Raw genomic sequence first — 24,758 nt, forward strand, 5'->3', positions numbered from 1 at the left:
TCTGGTCTGGAGTTTTCGAATTCTCCTGAAGTTCTAGGTGCCTATCCGCAGAAACGGGACCGAAATCCCATACGTTCCGCATCGGAAGGCCCTCAATGGACATCAGGACCGCATTGCACTGGCGGCCCGTCCTCGCCCTTGCCCTGATTGCTGGGCTGGTCGCCGGATGCCACGGCGGAGCCAGCGATGCCGTCGGCGGCGGTGGGCTGTCCGACGCGCGCACCAGCATCACGCTGGTCGCCTACTCGGTCCCAGAACCGGGGTGGAGCAAGATAATTCCGGCGTTCAATGCCTCCGACGAGGGCAAGGGCGTGCAGGTGGTCACCTCCTACGGGGCCTCCGGTGACCAGTCCCGCGGCGTGGTCGACGGCAAGCCGGCCGACGTGGTGAACTTCTCCGTCGAACCCGACATCGCTCGACTGGTCAAGGCGGGCAAGGTTTCCAAGGACTGGAATACCGACGCCACCAAGGGAATTCCGTTCGGCTCGGTGGTCACGCTGGTGGTGCGGAAGGGTAATCCGAAGAACATCAAGGATTGGGATGACCTGTTGCGGCCGGGCGTCGAGGTCATCACGCCCAGCCCGCTGAGTTCCGGATCGGCCAAGTGGAATCTGCTGGCGCCGTACGCCGTTAAGAGTGAAGGCGGCGCCCACAGCGACGCGGGCGTGGCTTTCATCAAGAAGTTGGTGACCGAGCACGTCAAGTTGCGTCCCGGATCGGGGCGGGAAGCCACCGATGTCTTCGTGCAGGGCAGCGGTGACGTATTGATCAGCTACGAGAACGAGGCCATCGCTACTGAGCGGGCGGGAAAGCCGGTCGAGCACATCAACCCGCCGCAGACGTTCAGGATCGACAATCCGGTGGCCGTGGTCAACACCAGCCCGCACCTGGATGCCGCCGTCGCCTTCAAGAACTTCCAATACACGGCCGCGGCCCAAAAGGTCTGGGCGCAGGCCGGTTTCCGCCCGGTCGATCCGGCCGTCGCCGCCGACTTCCGCAACCAGTACCCGGCGCCGGCGAAGCTGTGGACCATCGCCGACCTGGGCGGCTGGGCCACCGCGGATCCGCAGCTGTTCGACAAGAACGCCGGCAGCATCACCAAGATCTACACGAAGGCCACCGGATGACGGCCATCACGCCGGACCCGCTGGCAATCCGGCCCGAGCTCAGCGGTGACACCCCACCAGGACCGCTTCCGGGGCGCGGCCGCGGAACCACCGCCCTTCGGGTCGGGGCGGCCACGGTGTGGCTGTCGGTCATCGTGCTGCTGCCGCTGGCGGCGATCGCCTGGCAATCCGCGGGCGGCGGCTGGCACGCCTTCTGGCTGGCGGTCTCCTCCAACGCCGCGGTCGAGTCGTTCCGGGTGACCCTGACGATCTCGGCCGGTGTCACCGTGCTCAACCTGGTCTTCGGCCTGGTGATCGCGTGGGTGCTGGTGCGTGACGACTTTCCGGGCAAGCGGCTCGTCGACGCGATCATCGATTTGCCGTTCGCTCTGCCCACCATCGTCGCCAGCCTGGTGATGCTGGCGTTGTACGGCAACAACAGCCCGATCGGCCTGCACCTGCAGCACACGTCATGGGGTGTGACGGTGGCGCTGGCCTTCGTCACGCTGCCGTTCGTGGTGCGCGCCGTGCAGCCGGTGCTGCTGGAATTGGATCGCGAAACCGAGGAGGCCGCGGCGTCGCTGGGTGCCAGCGGCCCGAAGATCTTCACCTCCGTGGTGCTGCCGTCGCTGCTGCCCGCGTTGTTATCCGGTGCGGGCCTGGCCTTCTCACGGGCGATCGGCGAATTCGGATCCGTGGTGCTCATCGGCGGCGCGGTGCCGGGCAAGACCGAAGTGTCGTCGCAGTGGATACGTACCCTGATCGAAAACGACGACCGCACCGGCGCCGCCGCCATTTCGATTGTGCTGTTGGCCATCTCGTTTGTCGTGCTGCTCATCCTGCGGGTCGTGGGCGGACACGCGGCCAAGCGAGAGGAGCTGTCCGCATGACATCGTCTGCGGGAGTGCGCTACTGGTTGCGGTTCATCGCGCTCGGATACATCTTCGTGCTGCTGGTCGTTCCGGTGGCGTTGATCCTGTGGCGGACCTTTCAGCCCGGGCTCGGCCAGTTCTACGCCTGGGTGAGCACACCCGCCGCGATATCGGCGCTGAACCTGACGCTGCTGGTGGTGGCCATCGTGGTGCCCCTCAACGTCGTCTTCGGAATTCCCACGGCATTGGTGCTCGCGCGCAACAGGTTTCGTGGCAAGGGCGTGCTGCAGGCCGTCATAGATCTGCCGTTCGCGGTCTCGCCCGTCATTGTGGGCGTCGCGCTGATCGTGTTGTGGGGGTCGGCCGGTGCGCTCGGGTTCGTGGAGCAGGACCTCGGGTTCAAGATCATCTTCGGGCTGCCGGGAATCGTGCTCGCCAGCATCTTCGTCACGCTGCCATTCGTGGTGCGCGAAGTGGAGCCGGTGCTGCACGAGCTGGGTACCGACCAGGAGGAGGCGGCGGCCACCCTGGGTTCGGGCTGGTGGCAGACCTTCTGGCGGATCACGCTGCCGTCCATCCGGTGGGGTCTGACGTACGGCATCGTGTTGACCATCGCACGTACCCTGGGGGAATACGGTGCCGTGCTCATGGTGTCGTCGAACCTGCCGGGGAAGTCGCAGACACTGACATTGCTTGTCTCCGACCGCTACAACCGCGGTGCGGAGTACGGCGCCTACGCGCTGTCCACGCTGTTGATGGGAGTTGCCGTGCTGGTGTTGGTTTTCCAGGTGGTGCTCGACGCACGCCGGGCACGAGCGGCCAGACAGGCCTGACGAGGGGAATGACCGTGACCGACGCCGGCACCAAACGCGACGACCTCGCCATCATCGTGCGTGACGCCAACAAGCGTTATGGCGATTTCGTCGCCCTCGACCATGTGGACTTCGTGGTTCCCACCGGCTCGCTGACGGCCCTGCTGGGTCCCAGCGGTTCGGGCAAATCGACCCTGCTGCGCACCATCGCCGGCCTCGACCAGCCCGACACCGGAACCGTCACGATCTACGGTCGTGACGTGACCCGGGTGCCGCCGCAGCGCCGCGGAATCGGGTTCGTGTTCCAGCACTACGCGGCGTTCAAGCACCTGACCGTCCGCGACAACGTGGCCTACGGGCTCAAGGTCCGCAAGCGGCCCAAAGCCGAGATCAAAGCCAAAGTCGACAACCTGCTGGAAGTGGTGGGGCTGAGCGGGTTTCAGGCACGCTACCCCAACCAGCTGTCCGGCGGTCAGCGACAGCGGATGGCGCTGGCCCGGGCGCTGGCCGTCGATCCGCAGGTGCTGCTGCTCGACGAGCCGTTCGGCGCGCTGGACGCCAAGGTGCGCGAGGATCTGCGCGCATGGCTGCGGCGCCTGCACGACGAGGTGCACGTGACCACGGTGCTGGTCACCCACGACCAGGCCGAGGCGCTGGACCTGGCCGACCGGATCGCGGTGCTGAACCAGGGCCGCGTCGAGCAGGTCGGATCCCCCACCGACGTTTATGACACCCCGGCGAACGCGTTCGTGATGTCGTTCCTCGGGGCGGTGTCCACCCTGAACGGCACCCTGGTGCGGCCGCACGATATCCGGGTGGGCCGCAACCCCGAGATGGCGATCGCCGGGGGGGATGGCACCGCCGATTCAGTCGGGGTGGTGCGCGCCGTCGTCGACCGAGTGGTAACCCTCGGTTTCGAGGTGCGCGTCGAGTTGACCAGCGCCGCCACCGGCGGTTTCTTCACCGCCCAGATCACGCGCGGCGACGCCGAGGCGCTGGCGCTGCGCGAGGGGGACACCGTCTACGTGCGTGCCACCCGAGTCCCGCCGATCGCCCTTGAGGCCGCAGCCGACGCGCGCCGCGCCGATGAGGACGAGAACACGCTGACGTCGGCCTGACGGCCGGATTCGTCTCGTCGCACGTCTGTCGCTACGACGCGTGCAGCCCGCATTCGGTCTTGGCCCGTCCCTGCCAGCGTCCGCTGCGCGGGTCGGCGCCCGCCAGCGGCTTGGCCGTGCACGGCGCGCAACCGATCGACGAATACCCGTCGTACATAAGCGGATTGACCAGCACGCTGTGCTCGTCGATGTAGTTTTGCACGTCCTCGTCGGACCATTCGACCAGCGGGTTGACCTTCACCAGCTTGAACCCCTCGTCGAAGCCGACCACCGGGGCGTTGGCGCGCGCGGCGGTCTCACCCCGGCGCAGCCCGGTCACCCAGGCGGAGTATCCGCGCAGCGTCTTGCCCAGCGGCTCGACCTTGCGTAGCCGGCAGCACTCACCGGGGTCCCGCGCGAACAGGTCCTTGCCCAGCATTCTGTCCTGCTCGGCGACGCTCTGCTCGGGCGTGACGTTGAGCACCCGGATGTCATACACCGACTCGATCGCGTCCCGGGTGCCGATGGTCTCCACGAAGTGATAACCCGTGTCCAGGAACACCACCGGAACGCCCGGACGCGCCTTGGCCGCCAGATCGATCAACACGGCCTCCTGCATGCTGGAAGCCACCACGTAGTTGCAGGTGGCCCAGCCACGCGGACCGTTGATGCCGCCGAACGTCTCGTCAGTCCAACGCAATACGTCGGCGGCACTGGCGCCCTCCAGCTCGGCCGCCCCGCGGGCGGCAAGCGCCCGCAGCTCGGCTTCTGGAAGTTTGGTCGTTCGTTCGCTCATCGCAAATCGTCCTCGTCTGCCCTCATAGCCCACTGTGCGAAACGTTCACCCTCGCCGCGATATTTCAGGAAGTTGCGTGTGACCCGCTCGATGTAGTCGCCGAGCTCGTCGCTGGTGACCTTGTGCTGGCGCAGTTTTCGACCAAAGCCGCTGTCCAGGCCCAGGCTGCCGCCCAGGTGCACCTGGAAACCCTCGACCGAGCCGCCCTCACCGTCGTCGACCATCTGGCCCTTCAGCCCGATGTCGGCGACCTGGATGCGGGCGCATGAATTGGGACAACCGTTGAGGTTGACGGTGATCGGCACGTCGAGCTGCTCGTTGATGTCCGCGAGGCGGCTTTCCAGCTCGGGCACCAAAGACTGTGCCTTGACCCGGGTTTCGGCGAAGGACAACTTGCAGAATTCGATCCCCGTGCACGCCATCACATTCCGCCGCCAATGCGACGGCCGTGACTGCAGGCCGAGCGCCTCCAGGCCGTCGATCAGTTCGTCGAGCTTGTCGTCGGGCACATCGAGGATGACCAGCTTCTGGTAGGGGGTGAGCCGGATCCGATCCGAGCCGGCCCGCTCGGCGAGGTCGGCCACCGCGGTGAGGATGGTGCCCGACACCCGGCCCGCGATCGAGGCGACGCCCACCGCGTTGAGGCCATTCTTGAGCCGCTGCACGCCCACGTGATCGATCGGGTGCTTCAGCGGCTCGGGAGCCGGGCCGTCGATCAGCGGACGCTTGAGGTACTCCTGTTCGAGAACTTCACGGAATTTTTCAATGCCCCAGTCCTTGATCAGGAACTTCAGCCGCGCCTTGGACCGCAGCCGCCGATAGCCGTAGTCGCGGAAGATCGACGTCACCGCGTTCCATACCTCGGGCACCTCTTCGAGCGGCACCCAGGCGCCGACCCGCTGGGCCAGCATCGGGTTGGTCGACAGTCCGCCACCCACCCACAGGTCCAGCCCCGGGCCGTGCTCGGGGTGGTTGACGCCGATGAACGCGATGTCGTTGACCTCGTGCACCACATCCTGCAGACCCGAGATCGCGGTCTTGTACTTGCGCGGCAGGTCGGCGAAGTCGGGCTGACCGATGTAGCGGCGCGCGATCTCGTCGATGGCCCAGCTGGGGTCGAGCACCTCGTCCAGCGACTCGCCGGCCAGCGGCGAGCCCAGGATCACGCGGGGGCAGTCACCGCACGCCTCGGCGGTCTGCAGTCCGACCTCGGCCAGCCGCCGCCAGATCTCGGGGACGTTCTCCACCTCGATCCAGTGGTACTGCACGTTCTCGCGGTCGGTGATGTCGGCGGTGTCGCGGCCGAATTCGGTGGAAATCTGGCCCACGGTGCGCAGCGCGGCCGCCGACAGCGCGCCGCCGTCGCACCGCACCCGCATCATGAAGTACCTGGCTTCCAGCAAGTCGGCGTTGTCGTCGCCGGTGAACGTGCCGTCGTAGCCCTGTTCGCGCTGGGTGTACAGGCCCCACCAGCGGAAACGGCCCCGCAGGTCGCTTTTGTCGATGCTGTCGAAACCGTTCTGCGCGTAGACCGTCTCGATGCGCTCCCGCACGTCCAGCGGGGCGCCGGCCTGCTTCATCTCTTCGTTCGGGTTCAGCGGCTCACGATTTCCCAGTGCCCATTGGCCCTCGTTACGGGGCTTTGCGGCTCGGGCGGTGGTCATCGGAAGTTCTCTCCTCTAAAAAGATCGCCAGCGCGGCCAGCACAGTTCACCGGCACTTTTGGGCGGCGCGGAAACGTCGGCCGGCTGGAGACACAGGGGACCTGGGTCTACCACGTCAAGGCAGACAGATACAGCTGCAAACGCGCTTGAGATCGATGTGCCGTCGAGCCACGAGCACGATGTGCGGGCTGGGCTGGGCGACAGTCACGCCACCATTGTGCCATGGATGCCGAAGGGCCATGCGAGCAGGTCAAATCTTGGCTCACGGTGATTAAAATTGCCGGGCAACCCTGGCAGATTTACCCGCAAAACCCGGGAAATTGATGAAGCCGCTCCCGACCGACCGGTCGCCGTTGCGGCCGGGATCGGCGCCCCGGCGCTGCCCGGTTGATCGTGGGATCATTTGGCATGGCCATTCGCGAGGAAACGGTCGACCTGCCCGACGTCGGGGTGGTCGCCGGGCAGTCGTTTGGCATCTATGTGCATGTGCCGTTCTGTGTAACCCGTTGCGGCTACTGCGATTTCAACACCTACACCCCGGCTGAGCTGGGTGGTGTCAATCCGGACGCCTGGCTCAGCGCACTGGGAAAGGAACTGGAACTGGCGGCCGCGAGGTTGCAGGCGCCGCCGGTGAACACCGTGTTTGTCGGTGGCGGGACGCCCTCCCTACTGGGGGGCTCGCGGATGGCGACGCTGCTGGGCATGGTGCGCCAACACTTCACGCTGGCAGCCGATGCCGAGGTCACCACCGAGGCCAACCCCGAATCCGCCTGGCCGGATTTCTTCGACGCCATCCGCGCGGCCGGCTACACCCGGGTATCGCTGGGGATGCAGTCGGTGGCGCCGAGGGTATTGGGCGTCCTCGATCGCATCCACACGCCGAACCGGTCCGCGGCCGCAGCCCGCGAGGCGCTGGCCGCTGGCTTCGAGCACGTCAGCCTCGATTTGATCTACGGAACTCCGGGGGAGTCCGACGACGACCTGTTGTGCTCGGTCGACACCGCCATCGAGACCGGTGTGGATCACGTGTCCGCCTATGCGCTGGTCGTCGAGGAAGGCACCGCGCTGGCCCGGCGAGTCCGGCGCGGCGAACTGGCCGCACCCGATGACGACGTGCTGGCCCACCGCTACGAATTGGTGGATGCGCGGCTGTCGCAGGCGGGATTGTCTTGGTACGAGGTGTCCAATTGGGCGCGACCCGGCGGTGAGTGCCGCCACAACCTCGGCTACTGGGATGGTGGCCAGTGGTGGGGCGCGGGGCCGGGCGCACACGGCTATCTCGGTACGACGCGCTGGTGGAATGTCAAGCACCCGAACGCATATGCGGAGCGGTTGGGCGCGGCGGCGCTGCCGGTGGCCGGATTCGAGCAGCTGGATGCCGAAGCCCTGCACACCGAGGACGTGCTATTGAAAACCCGTCTGCGCCAAGGACTCCCAGCCGAATTGCTGAATCCGGCCGAGCGCGAGCGTGCCGAGGGCGTGGTGGCCGACGGGTTGCTGGTGTCCGAAGGTGACAGGCTGGTCCTGACGCCGCGCGGACGCCTGCTGGCCGACGGCGTGGTGCGAACGCTATTGGGATAGCGGCGTTCTCCGCGTGATCAGACCCCGAACCAATGCTCGAAGACGCGGGCGATCTCGATGTAGAGCGGGATCCCCACGGTGACGTTGTAGGAGAACGTCAGGCCCAGTGAGGCGGCCAGCGGCAACGTCGGGCTCGCTTCCGGGATCGCCAGGCGCTGCACCGCCGGAACGGCGATGTAGGACGCCGCACCGCACAGGACCGCGAACAAGACGTAGGTTCCGGTCTTGAAGTCGGTGTGGGTCAGCGATGCGTAGCTGCAGGCGACGAAGATGCCCAGTGTCGCAAAGACATTCGGCGCCACCAGGCCGAAGACGATGAATCCGGGACCGGCCGCGCGGAGATCCTTCAACTTGCGTGACGCCGTCATCCCCATCTCGAGCAGGAACAGACATAGCACGCCCTGGAAGGCCAAGACGAAGAATTTATCGTCGTCGGCGACGACCTTCTGTCCCTGCAGCCCACTGACGAGGCCGATGATGATGCCGCCCATCAACAGGACCAGGCCGGGGTTGAGGAAGACCTCCTGGAACAGCTCCCGGGAGAAGATGGGCACCCTCTTGCCTTTGGGGCGCGCCGGGCTCTGGTCAGCCTCCCAATCGGAGTGCTCCAGCTTTTCCAGCGAGAGCTCCAGCTCCTGCTCGATGGCGGCTTCCTCTTGGCTCTCGAGGCTCTGCCCGTGCGGAGGACGCGCGGCGGTCCCGGGTCCGACCCCGACCTTGACCGGCGGCGTGTAGCCGGCCTCGTCGGGCATGTAGCCGGCGGAGTCCATGCCCCGATGCCGCAGTCGGGCAACGAAATACAGCGCCACCAAGCAGCCCGGGATCTCCATCACGGCGAGCATCACCGGCATGTACGCGTTGAAGGCGATGTTCACTGCGGCCAGGACGGCCACGCAGGTGGCGAACGTTCCCGCCGAGTCCGACCCGTAGTAGCCGGCGACAGTTGCGCGGTCGACCTTTCGGAGTGATTTCAGGCGGCCGAGGCCCAGGTAGGCCAGGCCGCCGATCAGACAGTTCAGCACGAAGCCCAGGACCATGAAGCCCACGATGGCCCCGACACTCGACGCACTGACCTGTGCGAGTTCCTCCCCGCCGTGCCAGCCGATGGCCAGCAACAGGTACATGGTCAATCCCTGATAGATGACGTAGGGGAATTCGAAGCGCACCTTGAGAATGGGAATCAAGAAGCCGAAGTAAAAGAACAACAGAAGCGGTTTGAACAAGTTATGCGTGAAGTTGTGCCAGAACTCTTGCAGCATCGATGCCTCCGTTGGTTAGAGCGCTGATCTGGGGAAGCACTGTCCGCAAGCGGAGCAATCACGAAACATCCCGACGACCGTCAAGAATTTATCCCCGCCGCTGGCCCGACGCCACTTGGCAGCACACAGGGTGTCGGACGCCGGTGCGGTTGTTGATAAGCGGCAAACCTGCTGGTCAGAGCCGGATCACCCGCGCGAAATTCCCCCTGCGGGGCCGCTACCGCTGCCGCTAGTTTGGTGTGAAGGTGCTGTGCATTTACTGTGGAGTCAATAGAGCGTCAGCGCGCAGAAGGGACGAGCGAGGGCCTGACACCGGCTCCCTTTTTGCGGTGCGTTACAGAGAGCCACGCCGACGGCGAGTAATGCGTCGTGATTTCCTCGAAACCGTCGACCCGGGACACCGAAAGCACGCCGGTCTGTGGATTTATCTCGAGCTCGTCGCCTTCGCTTGCGTGCACTTCCTCGCCGTTGAAAAGCCGGATTATGAACACGGTGTTCCTCCAATCCGGCGGATCCGGGCGGGGCGGGCAGTGAGCGTTAGCAAAAGTCTGGCTGCCGAAGCCGCCTGTTGTGCGGCCGCAACGTAAACGGTTGGGAAACCTTTGGAGTGGCGATCTTCACAGCCGGCGGCCGGACTTCCACCTCGAAGTCGGTGTTCAAACGGCGCTAGCTGCACAAACAGGTCCGTATCGCCAGGGCGCCGCCAGGCCTCGAGGGGAAGCGCCCGGCCGGCTGGCGGTTTAACTCCGCGGGAGTTTTAGCTGAATGCGGCAATCGCGGGGGCAGTTCGTGGGATCGGTTGCGCAGACATACATAGGTTAGGCTACATTTACTAATCGTGACCGAGGTCAGCGTCGAGACAAGTTCCGCCGGCTCTGCGTCGCCGTCGATTCCGCTTCCCCTGCACGTCGACCCGGCGGACCTGGCGGCCGAGCTGGCCGTGGTGCTGTCCGAGCGCGTCGGGGAAGAGTATCTGCTCTACGAGCGCGGCGGTGAATGGGTGCTGGCCACCGGTGTGCGCGCGATGATCGAGCTCGACAGCGACGAACTGCGGGTGATCCGCGGCGGGGTGGCTCAGAGCCAGCAATGGTCGGGCAGGCCCGGCCCGGTGCTCGGTGAGGCCATCGACCGGCTGTTGCTGGAAACCGACCAGCTTTTCGGCTGGATCGCTTTCGAATTCGGTGTCTACCGCTACGGGCTGCAGCAGCGGCTGGCGCCGGGAACCCCACTGGCCCGGGTGTTTTGGCCGCATGGCCGCATCGTGGTGACCCGGAAGGAGGTCCGGCTGTTCGGTACCTCGGCCGGGCACCGGGACGAAGTCCTCGGCGTACTCGGCGACGGCGTGGCCGATGTGCGTGACGCCTCGGCGGTCGACGTGGTCGCGGACCAGTCCGACTACCGCGGTCGCGTCGCGTCGGCCGTCGGTGAGATCGCGGCGGGACGCTACCACAAAGTGATTCTTTCCCGTTCTATCGAAGTGCCTTTCGCGCTCGATTTCCCGTCCACCTACCGGCTGGCCCGTCGGCACAACACCCCGGTGAGGTCGTTCCTGCTGCGGCTCGGCGGAATTCGCGCCGTGGGTTACAGCCCCGAACTGGTCGCGGCCGTCCGTCACGACGGCGTCGTGGTGACCGAACCGCTGGCGGGCACCCGCGCGCTCGGGCGTGGCGAGGTGCGCGACCGCCAGGCTCGCGACGACCTGGAGTCGAACTCCAAAGAGATTGTCGAGCATGCTATTTCGGTGCGAAGCTCGCTGCAGGAAATGACCGAGATCGCCGAGCCGGGTACCGCCGTCGTTACCGACTTCATGACGGTGCGGGAACGGGGGAGCGTGCAGCACCTGGGCTCCACGGTCAGCGGCCAGCTGGGCACATCGAACGACCGGATGGATGCGCTCGAAGCGCTGTTCCCGGCGGTCACCGCATCGGGCATCCCGAAAGCCGGTGGTGTCGAGGCGATCATGCGCCTCGACGAGGGGCCGCGCGGACTGTATTCGGGTGCGGTCGTGATGCTTTCGGCCGATGGCGGGCTTGATGCGGCGCTGACGCTGCGGGCGGCGTACGAATGTGACGGCAAAACCTGGCTGCGGGCCGGTGCGGGCATCATCGAGGAGTCCACACCCGATCGCGAGTTCGAAGAGACCTGCGAAAAGCTGTCCACGCTCGCCCCCTATCTGATTGCGCGCCAATAGCTTTCTGATCGCTTTGACTGCTCGCCGGTGATAACCGGCAGCTTGATGTTCCCTGCGTCACGATCGGTGCCGTAAGGACTTTCGGCCCTATTTGCCCGGTTCGCACGCGTGTCATCTTTATGTAACCGCATGACACAGATACATTGCGCGTCACTGACCGCGACAGATAACTGGGAGGGTTCCGTGTCCAAGGCGCTGACGAACGTGCAGCTACTTCACGAGCTCGAGCCGGTGGTTGAGCGCCTGCTCAATCGCCACCTCTCGATGTTCAAGGAGTGGAGCCCGCACGACTACGTTCCCTGGTCGGACGGCAGAAACTTCTACGGGCCGGACGGCCAGGATTGGGAGCCCGGCCAGACGATGCTGCCCGACGTCGCGCAGGTGGCCATGGTCCAAAACCTGTTGACGGAGGACAACTTACCGTCGTATCACCGTGAGATCGCGATGAACTTCAGCATGGACGGTCCGTGGGGGCAGTGGGTGAATCGTTGGACTGCGGAGGAGGCCAGGCATAGCACGGCGCTGCGCGACTATCTGGTGGTCACTCGCGCCGTCGACCCGGTCGAGCTGGAGAAGCTGCGGCTGGAGCAAATGACGAGGGGCTTCAGTCCCGGCCAGAACCAGCAGGGCGACATGTTCGCTGAGAGTCTGTTCGACTCGGTCATGTATGTCTCCTTCCAGGAACTCGCCACCCGCGTCTCGCACCGCAACACCGGCAAGGTCAGCAACGACACGGTCGCCGAGCAGTTGATGGCCAGGGTGTCGCATGACGAAAACCTGCACATGCTCTTCTACCGGGATATCAGCGCCGCGGGCCTCGACATCGCACCCGATCAGGCGATGAGGTCGGTGCACGGGATTCTGCGCAATTTCAAGATGCCCGGGTTCACGGTCCCGGAGTTTCGCCGCAAGGCGGTGATCATCGCCGTGGGCGGTGTCTACGACCCCCGCATCCATCTCGAAGAAGTGGTCATGCCGGTGCTGAAGAAGTGGCGGATCTTCGAACGCGATGACTTCACCGGTGAGGCCGCCGGCATGCGCGACGATCTTGCGCTGCTGGTCAAGGAACTTGAGGACGCCTCGGAGAAATTCGATGAATCCAAGCAGCGCTACCTGCAACGCGAGGCGCGCAGAACCGAGAAGATCACCGCCAGCAAAGTGCTTCAAACGAAAGGGACGCTGACGCTGAGCCAGCACTGACGCCTGAATATGGCCCATTTCCATGATTGCCGGTACAGCCCCGCGTAAGGTGTGCCGCACACCCGGGGGTTAGAGGAGTAGGAGCTGTATGTCTAATCTCAGGGCGAAAGCTTTGCTTGGCTTAATGCTTGCCTTGATCTCCCCGGGAATAGCCGATTGCACGGCGACCGTTGCGTGCCCAACCTGCACCGTCGTCACCTCTTAGTTGTGCCCAACGTCTAGGTTGCGCGCGCACGGCCCGAAGTGCGCGCTGACCCAGACTCAGACCGACGAGCTCGATTCGAGATAGTCGGCCAAGATGCGGCCGACCAGCGACTCGATATTCGATTCGATCGACGATGCGAGCGTGGCGGTGACGGTCGCCACGGCTTGAGTCCGGAAACGGACCAGCATGGTGATCAGCTCGGCGATTTCGGCGTCGGCCGGCAGCGGTTCGCCGGGCTTGATGCGATCCAGCACGTGCTCGGCTCCGGCGCGCACCAGCATGTCGCTGATCTTGTCGATCTCCGGGACGATCCGCTCGTGGAGGTCGATGAGCTTGTCGAATTTGACGCCGTAGCCCCGGATTTCGTTGAAGGCTTCGATGAGTTTCGGGCGGGTGATGGTCGCCTGCGTCCCATCGATCCGGATCACCTGTAGCGCCACCAGGCGCTCGAAGGCTTGCGCGTCGTTGACCAGTCGCTGGGCGTCGGCCAGCGCCATCGTTTCCGGCTTTTCGGTGGTCCAGGTGCCGGCGATGGCGGTTTCCAGGCCTAGCACGTCGCCGAGGTTTTTGCCTTCCTCCCACGCGCTGAGCATCTCTCGCACGTGCGCGATGTTGTAGCCGCGATCGAGCATCGAAGTGATGAGCCGCAGCCGGGTCAGGTGGGTGTCGTTGAACAGCGCGATTCGGCCCACCCGCAGCGGGGGCGGCAGCAGCCCGCGGTCCCGGTAGACGCGGATATTGCGGGTGGTGGTGCCGGCCAGCCTGGCCAGGTCGTCGATTCGGTACTCACCGGAGTTCGCGGCGCCTTGTGGGTGCCGGGCGGCCGCGTCGAAAAGTTGGGACACCGCCCCCTCGATGAGTTGGCGATACTCCCGCGATTGGCGCCGAACCCGTTTGGGCGCGCGCCGCACGTTGTGCAGCACGCTGGCGATCGTGCCGGGTTCGGGCCGCGCCGCGCGCTCGATGGCCATGTCAGTGCGGCATCTCAGGCCGACGCGGTGGCCTGCGTCTGGGCGTTATGTGCCACCGCCTGGTAGTCCTCGTACCGGAAATCCCTCATCTGGCGAAGATACTGCGTGGCGAAACCGGGGTACATCGACCCGTTGAATCCGTCCTTGGTGAGGTACCAACTGCGGCACCCCGACATCCAGGTCGTCTTGGTAAGCCGGCGTTGCAGGCTCTCGTTGTGGCGACGCTGAACCTCTTCGCGCACATCAAGGTAACGCAGATCATCGTTGAGGACGGTGGTGATCCCGCGCACCGCGTAGTCCAGCTGGCCCTCGATGTACACCAGCAGTGAGTTGTGGCCGGGTCCGGAGTTGGGGCCGGTCATGACGAACAGGTTCGGATAGCCGTGCACGTTGATGCTCTTGTAAGCCTGTGCGCCATCGGCCCATTCGGCGGCCAGCGACCGGCCGCCCAGGCCGGTGACCGGGAAGGGTGGGCCGGTCAGGTGCACGTCGTAACCGGTGGCGAACACGATGCAATCGAGGTGGTGCTCGATGCCGTCGCTGGTGCGAACGCCGGCCGGGCTCAAGGTGGCGATCGGCCAGTCGATCAGCTTGCAATTGTCGCGCTGCAGCGCGGGGTAGTACTCGCTGGACACCAGCATGCGTTTGCACCCGGGCCGGAAGTCCGGTGTCAGCTGCCGCCGCAGCCACGGGTCTTTCACCTGGGCGCGCAGGTGCGCCCGGCCGAGCCGGGCGACCAGCGACGTCAACGGGGTGTCCCACACCAGCGCCGTCGCGCTGGCTTCGTGGCCCCAGTACAGCGCTTGGCGCGCAAGCTCTTGGCTGGAAGGGACTTTGGCGAACAGGGATTGCACGGCCGACGGGGTGGCGACGTCGAGGCGCGGCAACACCCAGCACGGCGTGCGCTGGAATACCTTGACGAACCCGGCCTGCTTGACCAGTTCCGGGATGATCTGGATGGCGCTGGCGCCGGTACCGATGACCGCGACGCGCTTGCCGGTGAAGTCGTAGTCGTGATCCCAGCGTGCGCTGTGGATCTTGTGTCCGCGGTAGCTGTCCAGGCCCCGGATGTCGGGGAAGCTGACGTCGGACAGCGGGCCGGAGGCCAGCACGACGGTGCGGGCGCGAAACTTCTTGCGGTTCTTGGTGGTCGCGGTCCAGACGCCGGCGGCCTCGTCGAAGGTCAGGTCCTTGACCTCGTGGCCGAACTTGATGCGGCTGCGGATGTCGAACCTGTTCGCCATGTCTTCGAGGTGCCGGTAGATCTCGGGTGCGGGCGAGTAGGTGCGTGACCAGGTCGGGTTCTTGACGAAGGAGTACGAGTACAGCAGCGACGGGACGTCGCAGCTGGCTCCGGGATAGGTTGTGTCGCGCCAGGTTCCGCCGACACGGTCGGCGCGCTCCAGCATCACGATGTCGTCGACTCCGGCTTCGGCCAGGCGGATCGCCGCCCCCAATCCGGTGAAGCCGGCTCCGATGATGAGCGCCGCGTGGGCGCGGTTGTTCGCCATGGTCACGCCGCCGGCTCGTGGGTGACTTCTCTGACCCAAGTGGGCACCGACGGAAGCAGGGGCCGCGGATACCGGTCGGAAAGCCACACCATCGAATTCGCCAGCAGATGGTACGGGTGGCGCGGATTTGTGACCACTCCCGCGTAGCGCCGCAGGAACCGATAAGTCGGTACCCGCCTGGTGTGTTCGCCGCGATCACCAAGCTCTTTGAATCTCTTCACGGCTCTGTAAAGCCGCTCGGGCTCCATACCCATGGCGGTGATCTCGTTGCGGATCCTGTTGATCAGCGGTGCACCCATGACCGCGCCGATGATGAGACCCGGTGTGGCGTTGTGGCCGACGAAGTCGATCAGCAACCGTCGGATCTTCGCGTGCCCGATCATGTCGAGAACTTCGAAATCGACGACCAGATGGCGGGATTCGTCATTGTTGATCTTCTCGAACACCTGGTGGCAAACGGGGTCGTGTACCTCGTCGAGGAGGAACTTCAACAGGGCGCCGTCCAGCGCGACTTCGAGCATTGGGATGACGGTGCCGAGCAGAGACAGCGGCATGTCGTCGGCCCAGCGGTCCAGCCAGTCGATCGCCAGCCGGATGTTCACGTTCGGCTCGGGAACTTCACCGTGGTCGAGCATCCCCCAGCGCTTCATCAGCGCCAGTTCAGCGTTGGCGTGGCGCTGCTCCTCGGCGTGGAAGTAGCGGTAGATCTCGGCGATCGTCGGTGTGGGTGCCTTCTTCGCCAGCGCCGCGAAGCCCCTGGCGCCGATGTTCTCGATCCAGCACAGATCGGCCATGAACGCCTTGAGCTGTGGCCGCTGTTCATCACTGATCATTTCGGCGCCGGGCGCGTCCCAATCTATGTCGGCGAGGGCCCACTGCCGATCCTTGATCTTGGCGAGCATGGCTTCCATGTCGATGGCCACCGGTAGCTCCTTTCGTTGGGTGATCAGGGCAGGTTGATGCGGGACACCAGGCCGGCCGCGCGTGTATAGGTCTGCGGGGCAAGCCGTTTGATGTTCCAGCCGATCTTGGCGTCGTATTGCGGCATGCAGTACAGCTCGCCGCGGTCGTGGGCGTCCAGGCAGGTGCGCGCGACTTTCTCCGCGGACAATCCGGTCCAGCGCATCAGTTTTCCGGCCAGCTCGCTGGATTGTTCGCTGATGCGGCCGGATTCGAGGATGTTGGTCTTGACGAAGGTCGGGCACAGCACGGTGACTCGCACCGGCGTGCCGGCCAGTTCGGCGGCGAGGGTCTCCGAGAGTGAGAGCACACCGGCCTTGCTGACGTTGTAGGCGGCCATGCCCGGCGCCGCACCGAACGCCGCCGCGGAGGCCACGTTGATGATGCCCCGCGGCGCGCGCGACGGCTCGGCCTCGCGCAGGATCGGGGTGAACACGTGGCAGCCGTGGATGGGACCCCACAGGTTGATGCCCAATGTCCACAGCCAGTCGTCCAGCGGCGCCTCGCCGATGGCGGCACCGCCCGCGCCGACGCCGGCGTTGTTGATCACCAGCGTGGGTGGCGCCGCGAACCAGGACTGCGACTGTTCGGCCAGCGCCTGCACGTCCTCGAATCGCGATACGTCGCAACGGATTGCCACCGCCTTGGCGCCCTGCTCGGTGACCGTGTCGGCCGTGCGCTGCGCGGCGGCCTCGTCGATGTCACTGCACACCACCGCGCCGCCGCGCTTGCCGAGTTCGACGGCGAAGGCGGCGCCGATGCCGCTTCCGGCGCCGGTCACCACCGCCAATGCACCGCGGCTGGTTTTCGACCGGTTGAGCAGTCTGTCTACGGGGCCGAACATGATCAGTGGATCTCCTCGGTGATGGCGCGTGCATCCTGCAGGCCGTGGGCGATGAATCGTGCGACATACGCCATGGCCTTGGCGGCCTCGGGTGTCATGCGTGGCAACGCCTGGAAGACGTGCACCTGATGCGGCCAGATCTGCAATTCACATCGGCCGCCGGCGGTGCGGATGTCGGCGGCGAGCTGGCGCGCATCCTCCTGCAGCATCTCGGCTCCGCCCGCCTGGATCAGGGTGGGGGGAAGCGCGGCGCCGCCGGCGACGTCTAGCGTCAGCCGTTGGTGGGTGAGCTCGATGCCGCTGTGGTAGAGGCCGACCAGGCGGACCGCGCTCGCAGCGCGGGTGGCTGGATCGGGGCGAATCCGTTCGCGCGCCAGCGCCAGCTCGAACGTGAGGTCGTACAGGGGAGAGAACAGCACCATCGCGGCGGGGTGATCGACCTCGGGCTGTAACAGCAGATCGACCGACAGGTGACCTCCCGCCGAATCCCCGGCGATCACAACCTGTTTCGGCGGCACACCGCATGTGCCGACCAGCCAGTCCCAACCCGCGCGGACGTCGTCGGCCGCGGTGGGGAAGCGATGACGCGGCGCGAGCCGGTAATCGACGCAGAACACCGGTAGGCCGGTCAGGGCTGACAGCCAGGATGTCAAGCGGCGGTGGGTCTTTGGCGAACAGACGGCGTATCCGCTGCCGTGCACGTAATAGATCGCACCCTCGCTGATTGATGATCGCTCGGTCTCGCTCGTGGGCGTTCGCGGTCCATAGACCCATTCACCCTTGACGCGGCGGCCGTCGGGCAGCGTGACGTCTACCGACTCGACGCGGGTGCCCGCGAGCGAGGGGCCGAACGTCCCCATGATCCTGGCGATGATCTGGCGCGATAACCACAGACCCCATGCCCGTTCGGGCGGAATCGCGCTGGTGATCGGCCGAAGGGTGTAGGTACTTACCGCTGCCGCGCCGCGGGATCGCAATGACCCGCGAGCCGGAACGCCGTCCGTCATACAACGCAGTCAACATCAAATGGTGACATTGGTCAATGGCAGCTTTGTGGAAGCGGAAACCTGAAGTCGTGTAAGTTGTCATCCAACGTGGCGGAATCCTCATCTGCGTGGGACCCGCCGGTCGACTCGATGACGGCTATGAGTGATCTAGCTGCCTGAATGTCGTGCGTAGGTTCCCGCGATGAACCCATACGTAATCCTGCGACGGTCGCCATAGCCGTTCCGCGGTGATCTCGAGAAGCGCTCGGGCAACAGGGGCTCGTTGATTTCCGCCGCTGTCATTTCGACGGCGATGGGAGAAGCAATGACAGCTAGACAACCTTACGAGGTCGCTGCCGGCAGAAAACCCACGATGGCGGAGACCAGCGAGGGCCGTTTGACGTCCATCCTGATAGTCGGCGCTCTGGTATCGGTCATCTCGTCACTTCTGTATGGTTACGACACTGGTGTGATTTCTGGTGCGCTGCTGCAGATTCGGCGTGAATTCCAAATGGACGATCACATGGTCGAATTCGTTGCGGCAGCGATCCTCATCGGTGCCATCATCGGAGCGCTCGCCGGTAGTAAGGCCAGTGAGCTCTTCGGCCGGCGCAAGACGGCCGTGGTGTTGTCGCTGATCTTCCTGATCGGTGCCCTGGCGTCTGCGTTCGCGCCCAGCGCGATCGAACTGGCCGTCAGTCGCATCGTCCTCGGGATCGCGGTGGGTGGCGCCACCCAGACGGTGCCGATGTACATAGCTGAGCTGGCTCCTTCCAACCTCCGTGGCCGCCTTGTCCTGACGTTCCAGAGCGGCATCGGTGTGGGCATCGTCGTCGCCACGATCGTCGGGGCCAGTCAATTCATTTCCTGGCGGGTGGCTATCGGATGTGCCGCTGTGCCAGCGATATTCATGCTGCTACTGGTCATGCGGCTGCCGGAGAGCCCACGCTGGCTCGTCGAACGGGGCCAACGTGTTGGCTTGGCGCGGGAGGTGCTCCAGCGGCTGCGCGGCCAATACGACGTGGAATCCGAACTGTCCGGCATCGTCGCGGTTGACGCCGAGGAGCACAGTGCCGCACAGCATGAGCGGGGCTGGCGCGGACTACGACAACCCTGGGTACGGCCCGCACTGCAAGTGGGCTGCGGCATCGCCGCGTTCACCCAGCTCAGCGGCATCGAGATGATCGTCTACTACGCGCCGACGATACTCACCGACAATGGGTTCTCCGACGCAGTAGCTTTGCAGGTCAGCGTCGCGCTCGGCGCCACGTACCTGATCATGATGATCTTCGGCCTGTCCATCGTCGATATCGTCGGCCGCAGACGGCTGACTCTGATGATGATTCCGGGCGCCGCCATCGCGCTATTCGTACTGGGAACACTGTGGGTGACCGGCCACAACGCCCGCGGCGACGTGCCGTTCATCATTGGCTGCCTGATCGTGTTCATGATCTTTAACGCCGGCGGCCTGCAACTGATGGGATGGTTGACCGGTTCAGAGATCTACCCACTGTCCGTCCGCGGCGCGGGTACCAGCGCTCAGGCTGCCACACTGTGGGGAACCAACCTGCTGATCACGCTGACACTGCTGACGCTCATCAATGCGGCCGGGGTCGGTCAAACTATGTGGATCTACGGACTGTTCAACGTGGCGGCCTGGATGTTCGTCTACTTCAAGATGCCCGATCTGACCGGACACAGCCTGGAGGACATCGAGCAAAAATTGCGGCTGGGCAAGTTCGCTCCCGCCGACTTCGACCAGCCCACACGGCGCTAACCCGCTGCAGCATAGGTCTTTTCGGACACACTCACCGATAGGCCGGCGACACCCTTCGCCGGTCGAGTTTGCGAAGCACTCGATGAATCGCCCGTTGTCGGTGGTGCCATCGAGTTGGCCCGGCCTTGCCGGCGAGCGGTGTGAACCGGCAAGGTGCGCCTGCTGCGGATGCCAATCCTCGGACTTGATGCTGTCGTCTCGCTTCAGATGGCAATGGCTAGTTGCTCATACCAGCGCCCGAGGATCAATCATGCACAACAGTGGTGATGTCGAGCACTGCGTGGTGATTTGCCGACGCATGCCCGCGCGCGTCGCGGCCCGATCCAGGTCGACTCCGTGCACCACAGCGACCGGCTATTGGTACCCGAAGTTAATTGACGCCGGCGCTGCACTATGGAAATTTGATACTCGAGTGTGAGAGGTGGATTCTCATAACCCGAGATTCCCCGAGACGGAGTAGCGGATCGTGAACAGGCTCACCGCAAGGGTTTTCCCCACGACGACCAGCTCGTCCAGTGGTTCAACGCCCCGCAGTTTGCTGACCGCGGCGGGCCCCTCCTGTCAGTTGCGAACTCCGTCACGGCGTGAGGTCGGCTATTTCCGGCGGATAGGAATCTGTGTGCACAGGCGGATACAGGTCAGGGCAGACAGTTCGTCGTGAAGGGCGCGCGGAATCACAGAGATCAGACCGGTCATGCCAATCCTAAGCGGTGATCGCTGGCTGATGCCTGGGTCAACCGAGGGCAACGTGCTGAGTAACCACGACATCAGTGGGCGCTTCGCTTAATGCGCCAATACGACAAGGGGGATCGGGTGTCAGCATGTCCGACGGCGGAGTGGCTATCTCGAGAGAACTCTCTGCCGGTTGAGAACGTCCCCATAGCGGCAATTCACAGTTCGCATTCACCCAGGAAGATCAAAGCGAACGAACGCCATATCAAGATCTTGGCACAATCGCCGGTCCCGTTGCCTCCTATAGTGATTCACCGGACGACGATGCGAGTGATCGATGGCGTGCACAGGCTGCGCGCAACCCAGTTGCGGGGTAACGACTCGATAGCTGCCAAGTTCTTCGAAGGCAGTGACGCCGAAGCGTTCGCGCTCGCGGTGCACCTGAACGTCACCCACGGCTTGCCACTCACCCTTTCGGAACGAAAGGCCGCGGCACGACGCATCCTTTTGGCGAACCCGCACCGCTCGGATCGCTCCATCGGTGTGCTCACGGGAGTGTCGAACAAAACCGTCGCCATGTTGCGCAGATGTTTAACTGGGGAAGATTCCCACTTGGACACCCGCCTTGGACGTGACGGAAAGACGCGACCGATCAGTCCGGTCAACGGCCGGCGGCGCGCCGCCGAATACCTGTCGGTGAATCCGGACGCCTCATTGCGGGAGATCGCGCGGACTGCAGGTATCTCCGTCAGCACAGCGCGTGACGTGCGGGCGCGTTTTCGGGAGAATTCATTGCCCGACGACTGCGCTAGACCGTCGAACCCCTGCCCTGAGCCGGAGGGTCTCGCTTCGCAAGCCGGCCAGGACCCGCCCGCCGGCGGTCGAAGCGACACGCATCGTGAGGCCCACGACCACGATCTCCTCGAACGACTTCGAAACGACCCCGCGGTGAGGTTCTCCGACAGGGGTAGAAGGCTCGTGCGACTACTGTCCACGGACATGGCTGCCATCGGCGCCGTGAACGCGATCGCCGAAAACATTCCGGTCCACTGTTCGGGCACAGTCGCCGAAATAGCCAGAAGAAATGCGTGTGCTTGGCAAGAAGTCGCCAACAAATTCCAAACCGTATAGTCCTCAGAGACTTTCGCGAAGGAAGCCAAAGTCATGGCCAAGCGACGCCCTGACCGCGATGGCGGGTGCGGTGAGAGGATGAACGCATTTTCGGGCGGTTAGGCGGGTTCGTCGTGCGGTGGCCGTTGCTGGTGATCGGGTGCTGGGGCCTGCTCGCGTTGGTGTTGCCCATGACGGTGCCGTCGTTGACCGAGATGGCTGCGCGGCACCCGGTGGCCATCCTGCCCGCCGACGCACCGTCGACGGTCACCGCGAAAAAGATCAACGAGGCTTTCCACGAGGCCGGCTCGGAAAACGTGTTGATCTTGCTGTTGAGCGACGACAAGGGGTTGGGCCGAGGCGACGAAAACCTTTACCGCACACTGGTGGACCGGTTGCGCCTGGACACCAGAGACGTGGTGATGCTGCAGGATTTCCTGAGCACGCCGCCGTTGCGTGAGGTGTTGAGCAGCAAGGACCACAAGGCGTGGGTCGTGCCGGTCGGCCTGGCCGGGGAGTTGGGCACACCGCAGTCCTACCGCGCCTACAACGAGGTCGCGGCGCTGGTGAAACACACGCTGGCGAGCGCGCCGGGGTCTACGCTGAAAGCCAGTTTGACCGGGCCCGCCGCCACGGTCGCCGACCTGACCGACGCGGGGACGAAGGACCGCGTCTCCATCGAGCTGGCGATCGCGGTTCTGTTGTTGGTGATTTTGGTTGTCATCTACCGCAACCCGGTCACGATGTGCTTGCCTCTCATTACGATTGGGGCCTCGCTGCTGACCGCGCAGGCGGTGGTGTCCGGGGTTTCGCTGCTGACCGGTATGGCCGTGTCCAACCAGATGATCGTGTTGCTCTCGGCGATGATCGCGGGTGCGGGAACCGATTACGCCGTCTTTTTGATCAGCCGCTATCACGACTACGTCCGGCGCGGGGAGGATCCGCAGCGGGCCGTCACAAGAGCCATGGCCTCCATCGGGAAAGTGATCGCGGCGTCGGCGGGGACGGTGGGAATCACCTTCCTGGGCATGGGGTTTGCGAACCTCGGTCTGTTTTCCACGGTGGGCCCGGCGCTGGCGATCGCGATCGCGATCGCGTTCTTGGCGGCGGTGACGCTGTTGCCGGCGATCATGATGGTGGCCGGACCGCGCGGATGGGTAGCACCGCGGGCGGAGCGCACCACCATGTTATGGCGGCGGGCCGGGGTGCGGATCGTGCGGCGGCCCGCGCGCTATCTGGCCGCGAGCCTGATCGTCTTGATCGCTGCGGCCTGCTGCACGGCCCTGGTGGGCTTCAACTACGACGACCGCAAGCAGCTACCCGCCTCGGCCGGCAGTTCGCTCGGATACGCCGCGCTGGAACACCATTTTCCGGTGAACCAGACGATTCCGGAATACCTGTTCATCTCCTCTGCCCAAGACCTGCGCACTCCGCGCGCCCTTGCCGACTTGGAGCAGTTGGCCCAACGTGTGAGCCAAATTCCGGGAGTCGCCATGGTCCGCGGGGTCACCCGTCCCACTGGGCGCTCGCTGGAGGAGGCCAAGGCGACCTATCAGGCCGGTCAGGTCGGCAAAGAACTGGGCGGTGCGTCCAGCTTGATCAACCGGCACGCCGGGGAGCTGAACCGATTGTCTTCGGGCGCAGGATTGTTGGCTGACAAGCTCGGCGATGTGCGCACGCAGGTGGGTCAGGCGATCGGGGGCGTCAGCGGCCTGGTCGATGCCCTGGCAACGGTGTCGGCCATGTTCGGTGGCGGCACGACCCTGGGCGACATCGACACCGCCACAAAGCTGGTCAGCAGTGTCCGGGTGCTCGGTAACACGCTGCAGATCAATTTCTCGGCCATGGTGAACAACTTCGAGTGGATGGATGCCGTGGTCACCGCGCTGGATACCAGCGTGGTGTGTGACGCCAACTCGGTCTGCAGCGGGGCGCGGGCCCAGTTCCACCGGTTGATCACCGCGCGCGACGACGGAACCCTGGGCCGCATCAGCGACCTCTTCCGCCAACTGGAGTCGACGCGGTCGTCTCAGACGCTGGCCTCCACCGTGAACGGTCTCGGGCAGAGTTTGCATAGTGCTCTTGCGTCCCTGCACCGACTGGGATTGGACAACCCCGGTGCGGCGCGCTCGCAGATCGCCACGGTGCAACAGGGTGCCAACGACCTGGCCAGCGCCGGGCGCCAGGTGGCCGACGGTGTGCAACAGCTGGTCGATCAGGTCAGGCGGATGGGGGTCGGTCTCGGCCAGGCGTCCGATTTCCTGATGGACATGGGCCGCGATGCCTCACAACCATCGATGGCCGGATTCAACGTGCCGCCCGGAGCGCTCGATACGCCCGACTTCAAAAAGCTTGCGCAGACGTTCATCTCGCCGGATGGCCATTCGGCGCGCTACTTCATTCAGACTGACCTGAACCCGTTCAGCACCGCCGCGATGGACCAGGTCAACACGATCCTGGCTACCGCCAAGGGAGCGCAACCCAATACCGCGCTGTCGGATGCCTCGATCTCGATCTCCGGATATCCGGTCACGCTGCGCGACACCCGGGACTACTACGACCGCGACATCAAGCTCATCGTGGTCGTCACCATCATCGTGGTGCTGCTGATCCTCATCGCCCTGCTGCGGGCGATCGTCGCGCCGCTGTACCTGGTCGGCTCGGTGAGCCTGTCCTATCTGTCGGCCGTCGGTGTCGGAGTCGTGCTGTTCCAAGTGATCTTGGAACAGCAATTGCATTGGAGCGTGCCAGGATTGACCTTTGTCGTGCTCGTCGCGGTGGGCGCGGACTACAACATGCTGCTCGCGTCACGATTGCGCGACGAGTCGCCGCTGGGTGTGCGGACCGGAGTCATCCGCACCGTGCGTTCCACCGGAGGAGTCATCACCGCCGCCGGCCTCATCTTCGCGGCATCCATGTTCGGTCTGCTGTTCTCCAGCATCGGAGCCGTCGTGCAATCCGGCTTCGTGATCGGCGTCGGCATCCTGGTCGACACCTTTGTGGTGCGCACCATCACTGTGCCCGCCATCGCCGCACTGCTGGGCCGGGCGGGTTGGTGGCCCGCCCGACCGTGGCTACGTAGTCCGGTACAGGCCACGCCCAAGAAGACGACGGTCTTCCAAGCGGTGGCCGCAGACGGGTGAA

At 64.8% G+C, this 24,758-nt stretch carries 20 protein-coding genes; 10 read left to right on the top strand and 10 right to left on the bottom strand.

Features of this window, described 5'->3' with window-relative positions:
- Nucleotides 1-95 precede the first annotated feature (95 nt).
- Genes A5732_RS00290 through A5732_RS00305 form a run of 4 tightly spaced genes read left to right on the top strand, consistent with a single transcriptional unit; the run spans nt 96 to nt 3,908 of the window.
- On the top strand, nt 96-1,127 hold the full coding sequence (locus A5732_RS00290; RefSeq protein ID WP_076054188.1) for a sulfate ABC transporter substrate-binding protein: 1,032 nt from the start codon (nt 96-98) through the stop codon (nt 1,125-1,127).
- Nucleotides 1,124-1,996 carry a sulfate ABC transporter permease subunit CysT gene (gene cysT, locus A5732_RS00295; RefSeq protein WP_076099881.1) on the top strand — a complete coding sequence of 291 codons (873 nt, stop codon included), beginning with the start codon at nt 1,124-1,126 and terminating at the stop codon, nt 1,994-1,996. Before A5732_RS00290 ends, cysT begins: the two co-directional genes overlap by 4 nt.
- Nucleotides 1,993-2,811, top strand: a complete 819-nt coding sequence (cysW, locus tag A5732_RS00300; protein ID WP_064878287.1) for a sulfate ABC transporter permease subunit CysW — start codon at nt 1,993-1,995, stop codon at nt 2,809-2,811. The genes cysT and cysW overlap by 4 nt, the downstream gene beginning before the upstream one ends.
- 8 nt (nt 2,812-2,819) lie before the next feature.
- Nucleotides 2,820-3,908 (top strand): sulfate/molybdate ABC transporter ATP-binding protein, encoded by a 1,089-nt coding sequence (locus A5732_RS00305; protein WP_142256514.1) that lies wholly within the window; start codon nt 2,820-2,822, stop codon nt 3,906-3,908.
- Nucleotides 3,909-3,939: 31 nt separating this feature from the next.
- Here A5732_RS00305 and A5732_RS00310 read toward each other — a convergent pair whose 3' ends face one another.
- The 3 genes from A5732_RS00310 to A5732_RS27765 form a co-directional block, all read right to left on the bottom strand.
- A complete protein-coding gene (locus A5732_RS00310) occupies nt 3,940-4,683 on the bottom strand; it encodes a phosphoadenylyl-sulfate reductase (RefSeq protein WP_076054192.1) in 744 nt (247 codons plus the stop codon).
- On the bottom strand, nt 4,680-6,347 hold the full coding sequence (locus A5732_RS00315) for a nitrite/sulfite reductase (RefSeq protein WP_076099884.1): 1,668 nt from the start codon (nt 6,345-6,347) through the stop codon (nt 4,680-4,682). Before A5732_RS00315 ends, A5732_RS00310 begins: the two co-directional genes overlap by 4 nt.
- Before the next feature lie 115 nt (nt 6,348-6,462).
- Nucleotides 6,463-6,588: an Ms4527A family Cys-rich leader peptide gene (locus A5732_RS27765; protein ID WP_364298260.1), complete on the bottom strand. Its 126-nt coding sequence runs from the start codon at nt 6,586-6,588 to the stop codon at nt 6,463-6,465.
- 167 nt (nt 6,589-6,755) lie between these two features.
- Between A5732_RS27765 and hemW the strand changes: the two genes are divergently transcribed.
- Nucleotides 6,756-7,928 (top strand): radical SAM family heme chaperone HemW, encoded by a 1,173-nt coding sequence (gene hemW / locus A5732_RS00325; protein ID WP_076054195.1) that lies wholly within the window; start codon nt 6,756-6,758, stop codon nt 7,926-7,928.
- 17 nt (nt 7,929-7,945) lie between these two features.
- Here hemW and A5732_RS00330 read toward each other — a convergent pair whose 3' ends face one another.
- Nucleotides 7,946-9,187 carry a sodium-dependent bicarbonate transport family permease gene (locus A5732_RS00330; protein WP_076099887.1) on the bottom strand — a complete coding sequence of 414 codons (1,242 nt, stop codon included), beginning with the start codon at nt 9,185-9,187 and terminating at the stop codon, nt 7,946-7,948.
- A gap of 278 nt (nt 9,188-9,465) precedes the next feature.
- Entirely contained in the window at nt 9,466-9,678 is a 213-nt protein-coding gene (locus A5732_RS00335) for a hypothetical protein (RefSeq protein ID WP_007769888.1), read from the bottom strand.
- A 347-nt stretch (nt 9,679-10,025) separates the two neighbouring features.
- Between A5732_RS00335 and A5732_RS00340 the strand changes: the two genes are divergently transcribed.
- Together A5732_RS00340 and A5732_RS00345 are read left to right on the top strand one after the other, a co-directional pair.
- Nucleotides 10,026-11,378: a salicylate synthase gene (locus tag A5732_RS00340; protein WP_076054200.1), complete on the top strand. Its 1,353-nt coding sequence runs from the start codon at nt 10,026-10,028 to the stop codon at nt 11,376-11,378.
- Nucleotides 11,379-11,561: 183 nt separating this feature from the next.
- Nucleotides 11,562-12,578 (top strand): acyl-ACP desaturase, encoded by a 1,017-nt coding sequence (locus tag A5732_RS00345; protein WP_076099985.1) that lies wholly within the window; start codon nt 11,562-11,564, stop codon nt 12,576-12,578.
- 261 nt (nt 12,579-12,839) lie between these two features.
- Here the strand turns inward: A5732_RS00345 and A5732_RS00350 are convergent, their stop codons facing one another.
- Genes A5732_RS00350 through A5732_RS00370 form a run of 5 tightly spaced genes read right to left on the bottom strand, consistent with a single transcriptional unit; the run spans nt 12,840 to nt 18,076 of the window.
- Entirely contained in the window at nt 12,840-13,754 is a 915-nt protein-coding gene (locus A5732_RS00350; protein WP_076054204.1) for a MerR family transcriptional regulator, read from the bottom strand.
- 14 nt (nt 13,755-13,768) lie between these two features.
- Nucleotides 13,769-15,265, bottom strand: coding sequence for a flavin-containing monooxygenase (locus A5732_RS00355; RefSeq protein WP_432760649.1), 1,497 nt, complete (start codon nt 15,263-15,265; stop codon nt 13,769-13,771).
- A 2-nt stretch (nt 15,266-15,267) separates the two neighbouring features.
- Nucleotides 15,268-16,188 carry a reductase gene (locus A5732_RS00360; RefSeq protein WP_076054208.1) on the bottom strand — a complete coding sequence of 307 codons (921 nt, stop codon included), beginning with the start codon at nt 16,186-16,188 and terminating at the stop codon, nt 15,268-15,270.
- A gap of 23 nt (nt 16,189-16,211) precedes the next feature.
- The gene (locus tag A5732_RS00365) at nt 16,212-17,069 is read right to left on the bottom strand and encodes an SDR family NAD(P)-dependent oxidoreductase (protein WP_076099890.1); all 858 of its coding nucleotides are present in this window, start codon (nt 17,067-17,069) and stop codon (nt 16,212-16,214) included.
- Between the two features lie 2 nt (nt 17,070-17,071).
- Nucleotides 17,072-18,076, bottom strand: a complete 1,005-nt coding sequence (locus A5732_RS00370) for an alpha/beta hydrolase (protein ID WP_076099893.1) — start codon at nt 18,074-18,076, stop codon at nt 17,072-17,074.
- A 352-nt stretch (nt 18,077-18,428) separates the two neighbouring features.
- Here A5732_RS00370 and A5732_RS00375 point away from each other — a divergent pair, with 352 nt between their 5' ends.
- From A5732_RS00375 to A5732_RS00385, 3 genes are all read left to right on the top strand, one after another.
- Nucleotides 18,429-19,832, top strand: coding sequence for a sugar porter family MFS transporter (locus tag A5732_RS00375; RefSeq protein ID WP_076099895.1), 1,404 nt, complete (start codon nt 18,429-18,431; stop codon nt 19,830-19,832).
- 786 nt (nt 19,833-20,618) lie between these two features.
- A complete protein-coding gene (locus A5732_RS00380; RefSeq protein WP_081395962.1) occupies nt 20,619-21,635 on the top strand; it encodes a ParB/RepB/Spo0J family partition protein in 1,017 nt (338 codons plus the stop codon).
- A gap of 113 nt (nt 21,636-21,748) precedes the next feature.
- On the top strand, nt 21,749-24,757 hold the full coding sequence (locus A5732_RS00385; RefSeq protein WP_290439390.1) for an RND family transporter: 3,009 nt from the start codon (nt 21,749-21,751) through the stop codon (nt 24,755-24,757).
- Nucleotide 24,758: the final 1 nt, after the last annotated feature.

It is taken from the genome of Mycobacterium colombiense (genome assembly GCF_001953985.1).
Taxonomy (GTDB): domain Bacteria; phylum Actinomycetota; class Actinomycetes; order Mycobacteriales; family Mycobacteriaceae; genus Mycobacterium; species Mycobacterium colombiense_B.

Bases quoted from the DNA above. Each gene is read 5' to 3' on its own strand.
- A5732_RS00290 (WP_076054188.1), top strand. From the start codon at position 96: ATGGACATCAGGACCGCATTGCACTGGCGGCCCGTCCTCGCCCTTGCC.
- cysT (WP_076099881.1), top strand. From the start codon at position 1,124: ATGACGGCCATCACGCCGGACCCGCTGGCAATCCGGCCCGAGCTCAGC.
- cysW (WP_064878287.1), top strand. From the start codon at position 1,993: ATGACATCGTCTGCGGGAGTGCGCTACTGGTTGCGGTTCATCGCGCTC.
- A5732_RS00305 (WP_142256514.1), top strand. From the start codon at position 2,820: ATGACCGTGACCGACGCCGGCACCAAACGCGACGACCTCGCCATCATC.
- A5732_RS00310 (WP_076054192.1), bottom strand. From the start codon at position 4,683: ATGAGCGAACGAACGACCAAACTTCCAGAAGCCGAGCTGCGGGCGCTT.
- A5732_RS00315 (WP_076099884.1), bottom strand. From the start codon at position 6,347: ATGACCACCGCCCGAGCCGCAAAGCCCCGTAACGAGGGCCAATGGGCA.
- A5732_RS27765 (WP_364298260.1), bottom strand. From the start codon at position 6,588: ATGGCCCTTCGGCATCCATGGCACAATGGTGGCGTGACTGTCGCCCAG.
- hemW (WP_076054195.1), top strand. From the start codon at position 6,756: ATGGCCATTCGCGAGGAAACGGTCGACCTGCCCGACGTCGGGGTGGTC.
- A5732_RS00330 (WP_076099887.1), bottom strand. From the start codon at position 9,187: ATGCTGCAAGAGTTCTGGCACAACTTCACGCATAACTTGTTCAAACCG.
- A5732_RS00350 (WP_076054204.1), bottom strand. From the start codon at position 13,754: ATGGCCATCGAGCGCGCGGCGCGGCCCGAACCCGGCACGATCGCCAGC.
- A5732_RS00355 (WP_432760649.1), bottom strand. From the start codon at position 15,265: ATGGCGAACAACCGCGCCCACGCGGCGCTCATCATCGGAGCCGGCTTC.
- A5732_RS00365 (WP_076099890.1), bottom strand. From the start codon at position 17,069: ATGTTCGGCCCCGTAGACAGACTGCTCAACCGGTCGAAAACCAGCCGC.
- A5732_RS00370 (WP_076099893.1), bottom strand. From the start codon at position 18,076: ATGACGGACGGCGTTCCGGCTCGCGGGTCATTGCGATCCCGCGGCGCG.
- A5732_RS00375 (WP_076099895.1), top strand. From the start codon at position 18,429: ATGGCGGAGACCAGCGAGGGCCGTTTGACGTCCATCCTGATAGTCGGC.
- A5732_RS00380 (WP_081395962.1), top strand. From the start codon at position 20,619: ATGCGCCAATACGACAAGGGGGATCGGGTGTCAGCATGTCCGACGGCG.